The sequence below is a fragment of the Shewanella sp. MBTL60-007 genome (assembly GCF_019654915.1).
Taxonomy (GTDB): Bacteria; Pseudomonadota; Gammaproteobacteria; order Enterobacterales; family Shewanellaceae; genus Shewanella.
Genome location: NZ_BPET01000052.1, coordinates 37,950 through 44,503 on the forward strand (window position 1 = coordinate 37,950; position 6,554 = coordinate 44,503).

The following is a 6,554-nucleotide window of genomic DNA, read 5'->3' on the forward strand; positions in this document are numbered from 1 at the left end:
CGCAGGGCGAAGCCCGACCTCGTCTTAGCTTTTCCGGCTGTTCCCGTCTTAGCTCTTCCTATTCAGGTACTTCCTGCTTAACTATGGTCTTGCCACCGTTGTGGCCAAGGCGGCGCTCAAGATAATCCAACATCTCTTTGGCAGCAGTATCGAGCTGCCAAGGTGGATTGATGATCCACAGACCCGCGGCAGTCATGCCAAACTCATTGCTATCAGGCTTGATGGCTTGCTCGATGCGCAGCTGATTCTTAATGCCACTTTCGGCTAGCAGTTTCAGCATGCCTTCAGTCTGCTCACGGTCTACAACCGGATACCACAACATATACACGCCAGTCGCAAAGCGCTTGTGAGCCTTAATAATGGCTTTCGCTACATCTTGATAGTCGGTCTTAATTTCGTAACTTGGGTCAATCAAAATCACGCCGCGACGCTCAAGTGGTGGCACGGCTGCAATAAGACCTTTAAGGCCATCGCCCTTGATTACGCGTACGCTCCGGTCGCCAGTATATTGCTCATCCAAGGTTAAGAAGTCGGTGCCATGCAGCTCATGCAGTACCATGCGGTCTTTTTCACGCATGTTCATATCAACAAAAGCGGGAGAGCCTGGGTAAAATTCCAGTTCCTCTTTACCTTGGTTGAAGTGCTTCACATCCTCGATGTATTGCACTAATGATTCGGGTAGATCGCTTCTGTCCCAAAGTCTGGCAACACCATCTAGGTATTCGCCGGTTTTCTTTGAAAACTCGTCTGTTAATGCGTAACCGCCTGCACCTGCGTGGGTGTCGATATAAGCCATAGGCTTATCTTTTTTGTGCATGAGTTTGAGTACTTGCAGCAAAATAGCGTGCTTGAGAACATCGGCATAATTGCCAGCGTGATAGCCGTGACGATAACTTAACATTGAGTTTTTAGCCTAAAGGAACAGAGGCTAGATTATATATCAACTCAGGCAAGGGATCATAATTTCAGTGTCTGTCGCTGCATCCACATGATGTTGTTGTTCACCAATGGAAGCTGCCAAACCGCGGTGCCATCGTCTTGATAGACTCGATAAAAACTCAGACCGGTTTGGGTTAGGTGCTGCTTTCTTAGAGCGAGATAGATAATTTGCGCGGTATCGGATAACGCATTAGGGGAGGAGAGCGTGGTCTTGCTGACCTCAATATCGAAGCGTTCTACCTTACGTTGGTGCCATTTCTCTGTGGTGCGTTTGAACTGACCACGGATCTCGTAGCGAATAGGTGTGGTATAGCAGTCCTCGTCGGTAATGCAGGCAGCGAAATAGAAGATGCCACTGTCTGGTGCGAGATCTACCATTGAAATACGGATATCGCTACGGACGAGGCGGTGATCATCAATGGCGAAGTACAGATCGCCGTGATAGATCTGCTCCTTTAAGTCGCCCTGATGTTTTCTAAGCTCAGGCAGATCTAACTTATTATAGGTTTTTTGCTCCATTCTGATCTTCGTGGTCAGAAAGTCAGAAAGAGCCAATTTGCTACCATGACCTTTTTCGCTACTGATATTGATCAATTGCTTACCACTACAGGTCTGATCTTGGTAGTCGGGGCAGATGGCAAAGTTGTCCATCTTATCGTTGAGTAGAGCAAAACTATTAAAGGTTTTGAAGGGCGCTTGCCAATCAAGCTCGTTACCTATCTGATTGCTGAGTCGTTGTTTGGCTATAGAGGCTGAAACTGTCTCAGCATGTCTAGGAGAAAACAGCGTCATTTCGCCTTTTACTTGGCTCAATTGGCTATCGAATTGTGTTTCACTGTAAGGCGGTTGATTATGGCTGACGTAACCATAAGCCATGAGCAATAAACTGGCGAAGACCGCAATGATAAATAGCCAAACCGCCCTGTTTTTGGCTGTGATTTTCTTGGGCTTTTCTGCAGGCGATAAATGCAGCATATAGCCATGACGAGGAATGGTCTTTAACTCAATGTCTGGGTAGTTTGCCAGCTTCTTTCTCAGAACGCTGATGCATTGCTGCAGTGATGATGGCGAGACGACTCTGTCGTGCCAGCCCGCTTCTAGCAAGGCTTCGCGAGTGATAAGGGTTCCCTGATGTTTAAGCATCAGTTGCAGCACTGCAGTCTCGGCATAGCTGAGTTCAATACGTGACGAGTCTTCAGCATCAAATAGATGTTGCTGAGCCACATTCAAGCTTAACTTAGGAGTGAGCTGCACAGGATTCTCTAACAAAATGGATATCTAATTGAGTATATTCTTAGGTGAAAAACGATGGAAATTTTAGCCCGTAAACTTTGAGCCACTTCGAGCTTTGCCTAAAGCTTGTGTCCCGTAGCACGGCAAAATCAAGTATATTTTCAGCATCTTTATCGTAACTTTATCTTCAGACATTACTAATTCAGTGTTATGCACTCACATAGGCTTAAAACGATGGAAATTTTAGCCCGTAAACTTTGAGTCAATTTTCTAGCTTTTTGAGCTTTGCCTAAAGCTTGTGTCCCGTAGCACGGCAAAATCAAGTATATTTTCTGCATCTTTATCGTAACTTTATCTTCAGACATTACTAATTCAGTGTTATGCACTCACATAGGCTTAAAACGATGGAAATTTTAGCCCGTAAACTTTGAGTCAATTTTCGAACTTTTCGAGCTTTGCCTATAGCTTGTGTCCCGTAGCACGGCTAGCACACGAATATTTCCAGTTTTTTTATCGAACGCTAAATAAAGTTGCAGCTCAACGCAGAGCGTTGAGCTGCTTGATCTCTTTGTCTGATTCTTTTGCAGGGACATCAGTCTAGAGAGCAATTGTTTGTAGGGTTCACCTTAAAGGTTATGCACCTGCTTAAGGTTGTCTACTGAGTGACAAACTGCACAAGACTCCACTTGTAGCTCGTTAGCTGCCACACCGAAGCGGCCGCCATTTTGCTCCATATGTGCACGTACGGCCTTGTTAATTACCATCTTACCGTTGGCGTCTTCTTGCTTAGCATGACATGCATAACAAGTCGCTGAGACTGGTGAGGTATAAGCATCAACCGTGATATCAGTCGCTGGGTGAGCTCTTGAGTCTGGGTTGTAGTCCAGATCTAGGGCCAATGGGCGACCAACTGCAGTTAAGCGCTCAACGCCGAAGGTGTCACCTTCGTGGCAACGGTAACAGTTCGCTTTGTCGGCTGGGAACTCAATATTACGCACACCATTTTCACGGTCTTGAGTCGCACGTTGATTAGTGTGAAGTGAGTGCATCCATACCTTATGGTCTGGGTGGCTTACGGTTAACTGCTCTACATAATCCCAGTCGCTTGGTTTAGTGTGCATCTCGCGAATGGCCTGAGTCGGTGGTGTATTCGGGTTATGACAAGCTAAACATGGGTCAACGATATCGGCAGTTGAGCTTAAGAAGCCTGGCTTACCTTTGGCAACCATCGCACGCTCTTCAAATGGACGAATATGTTCACCGAGTTCATCGTGGTCATGACCTGAGAAGCAGGTGGTGTCAGCCAGCTCTTTGTTGATCTCCGTTTTGCGGCTATGGCAGTTACGACAGGCTAACTCTGAGTTGTCGTTAAACTCATCGTAACCATGGCATGAACCACAGGTTTTGTTGCTGACAATCAAAGGACGCTTGGCTTCTGGTGCTTCTGTGAGGCCATCTTTGTCGAAGAACCAACGCTTGTTCGCTTCGGCATTTTTAGTGTGACCAGCCAGATCACAGCTCACAAGATTTTGCGCACCGTCAAAACAGTAAATTAAACGGTTAGTGATGAAGCCAGCGTCACCGAGTAGATCGCCAGAGAACTGATCTTGGGTAACAACTGGACCCATTAGGTAGGTAAACACATTGTCTTCAGACTTGTGTAGCGGGGTGCGCGCACGCTCACCAGCTGGAGTGATGCCATCGCTACCATCTTGAGTAATGTCTTTCTTGTTACTCTTAACGAAGATGCTGTAACCGCGGCTGGTGGTGAAGTCTACTGAGGTGCCCCAGTTAACATAAAGCTGTAGGTTTTTAATCCAATCGGCATCGGCTGGGTTGTTATTGGCAACGGCGATGCGTTGGCCTTGTCTATCGAGTAGCGCAAAGCTGATCTCAGCGAAATGCTCACCGTCTTGCTCAACCAGCTTAGCATCTTCTAGGCTGATGTTGACGATATTGCGCTGATCTTCCTCAACCGCTTTTTCTGACTTGCTCATATGAACATCATAGGTGTTCTCTGGCGAGTGACAGGTCAAGCAGCTGCCGTTATCTGGTTGAGTACTGTGGTCGTATACTGGGTTAGTGGTCATATCGTGACAGCTAGAGCAGGTCTCACGTGTTGGGACTAGGTTCCAGTTGGTCGCCTGCAGCTCTGTTTCACTGACTTCTTTAGCGTGACAAGTCGTACAGTTACCCAACGCTTGTGGGGTGATACCTATGTGCGCGGTATGAGCTAGTACAGGCCATACCTTGCTAGCGTCAGACATGTAGTTACTGGTATGGCAGCTGGCGCAGTTTTCAATGTTGTCGCCGCCATGTTTGATTGAAGCTATGTCATCGTGACAACTTAGACACGAACTACCATCAATAATGCTGCGATTGTCGGTGATCTCGCTGCCATCAAGGTTGAAGTCAGCAATCACTTCTGTGGCTGGTAGCTTGTCTGTTTCTAAGACCTTAAACAGTACGCGTTGAGTAAAATCACCGTTGTGACTAATGTCGCCAGCAACTAACGCAGCATCCATGGTGTAGCTATAGCTACCATCCATGTTGTCGATTAAGTTACCGTCACAGCCCTTTTCTGGCGAACAGGTTTCGCTGGCAAGTTTCTGCCATTGTGAACGCTCACCTTCAATCTGTGGCAATAGTTGCGCGGCATTGATCTTGATTGCAGCAATCTTAACAACGGGAATCGCCAGTTCGTTCTCGGCACTAAAATCGATGCTCAGGATGTTATCTGTAATCGTGGTCTTATCGATAGTTACCGTTAACACTTCAGCGGTTGTGGTAACGTTGCCACCGGGTTGGCCATCTTCACCGTCTTTACCGTCATCGCCGGAACACGCCACCATGCTCATTGAGCAGGCCGCGACAAGCGTGGCATAGCACAGCCTTGTTTTGAATCTGTTTGCGTTCATCATCACGTATCTCTCTTTTATATTTTCTTAAAGTCGTTTGATTTATCAACGACGCCAAAAAAGTGTGCCTTAAGAGTCAATGGCGTGACGTGAACAGATACCTATTTATAGTTATATTGAAGTTTTTTAGGTCGATTTCAGCCGCTTTGAGCTGTTTTGAGGAGTTTTGAGGAGATAAATCCAGCAAAATAAGCCTGATTTCATCAAAACAGACGCCTGTGGCTGATATGGTTTCGTTGCGAGGAGTGGTATTATCTGCAGGTTAACACTCAAACATAGAGCCTAATCGTGACCAGCATTTTCTTTAATCGCCATTATCCAACCCTTGAATCCGCTTGCGAGCGCTGGGGGCTGGAGTTCGATGCAAACGCAGAGTTTGAGTTGGTGTTTGAGAATGGCATCCTGACCCTGATCAAGCGCGATGAACCCAAGCTAAAAGGGATTTCTGTCGATTTCGTTTCCGGTGCTGTGGCCCATCGTCGTAAATTTGGCGGCGGCCGAGGTCAGTCGATTGCTAAAGCGGTAGGCCTTAAACAAGGTGTAACCCCAACAGTGGTTGATGGCACTGCAGGTCTAGGGCGTGATGCGTTTGTATTAGCAAGTTTAGGTTGTAAGGTAATCATGGTTGAGCGTCATCCTGTTGTGGCAGCACTGTTAGAAGATGGTCTGCGCCGCGCCTATGAAGATGCCGAAATTGGTGATTGGATGCGTGAACGTATGAGTCTATTTCATGGCTCGAGCATAGACTCATTAGCCGCCGCTGCCCAAGCGTCAAATACTGAAGTCGATGTGGTTTATTTAGATCCCATGTATCCGCACCGTGAGAAATCGGCATTAGTAAAGAAAGAGATGCGCGTGTTCCAATCACTAGTTGGCGCCGATCTCGATGCCGATGGCTTGCTAGCTCCTGCGATGGCACTCGCCACCAAGCGCGTTGTGGTGAAGCGTCCTGATTACGCTGATGATCTTGATGGGGTAAAACCCAGCATGGTGATTGCCACCAAGAAAAACCGCTTCGATGTATATGTAAAAGCGGCAATGACGGCTTAATACAGTAAGATAAGGCCCTCATAAACTGATTATAGTATCTTGCTTTTAATACAGTTTTTAAGGGTCTAATGTTTGCTTTTTATTTACCCTCATATCTCGCTCTTATAATCTGCTATTCCCCGTCCTTAGTCTTATTATTTTAGTTACTCATGGTGTCGCTCCATTTGCCATCTACCTATAAAGGGGTGCGATAGGTCTCATTTCTTGTCACGAAATGGAACTAGCGTACAACTAATTACTCGAATTGTTTTAACAGGTGATTCAGTGGGGTTACATATCGGTTGGTTTTAATCCATTAGCTTCGTACAAGTCTCTGCTACTTGATAATTAGCATTTGCTGCTAATTAATAGAAATTTAACTCAATAGAAATTTAAAACTCTTCTTTAGGAAGAGTGGCTTTGTGCATCCTAAAT

At 46.3% G+C, this 6,554-nt stretch carries 4 protein-coding genes; 1 reads left to right on the plus strand and 3 read right to left on the minus strand.

Annotated features, from left to right (window positions below; genetic code table 11):
- Positions 1-58 precede the first annotated feature (58 nt).
- The 3 genes from K5Q92_RS18095 to K5Q92_RS18105 form a co-directional block, all read right to left on the minus strand.
- Positions 59-901, minus strand: coding sequence for a 23S rRNA (adenine(2030)-N(6))-methyltransferase RlmJ (locus tag K5Q92_RS18095; protein WP_220770288.1), 843 nt, complete (start codon positions 899-901; stop codon positions 59-61).
- 56 nt (positions 902-957) lie between these two features.
- On the minus strand, positions 958-2,193 hold the full coding sequence (locus tag K5Q92_RS18100) for a helix-turn-helix domain-containing protein (protein ID WP_220770289.1): 1,236 nt from the start codon (positions 2,191-2,193) through the stop codon (positions 958-960).
- A gap of 605 nt (positions 2,194-2,798) precedes the next feature.
- Positions 2,799-5,093 carry a cytochrome C gene (locus K5Q92_RS18105; RefSeq protein WP_220770290.1) on the minus strand — a complete coding sequence of 765 codons (2,295 nt, stop codon included), beginning with the start codon at positions 5,091-5,093 and terminating at the stop codon, positions 2,799-2,801.
- A 282-nt stretch (positions 5,094-5,375) separates the two neighbouring features.
- On the opposite strand from K5Q92_RS18105, the gene K5Q92_RS18110 reads away from it, so the two are divergent.
- Positions 5,376-6,140 (plus strand): class I SAM-dependent methyltransferase, encoded by a 765-nt coding sequence (locus K5Q92_RS18110; protein ID WP_374758455.1) that lies wholly within the window; start codon positions 5,376-5,378, stop codon positions 6,138-6,140.
- Positions 6,141-6,554: the final 414 nt, after the last annotated feature.

Bases quoted from the DNA above. Each gene is read 5' to 3' on its own strand.
- K5Q92_RS18095 (WP_220770288.1), bottom strand. From the start codon at position 901: ATGTTAAGTTATCGTCACGGCTATCACGCTGGCAATTATGCCGATGTT.
- K5Q92_RS18105 (WP_220770290.1), bottom strand. From the start codon at position 5,093: ATGATGAACGCAAACAGATTCAAAACAAGGCTGTGCTATGCCACGCTT.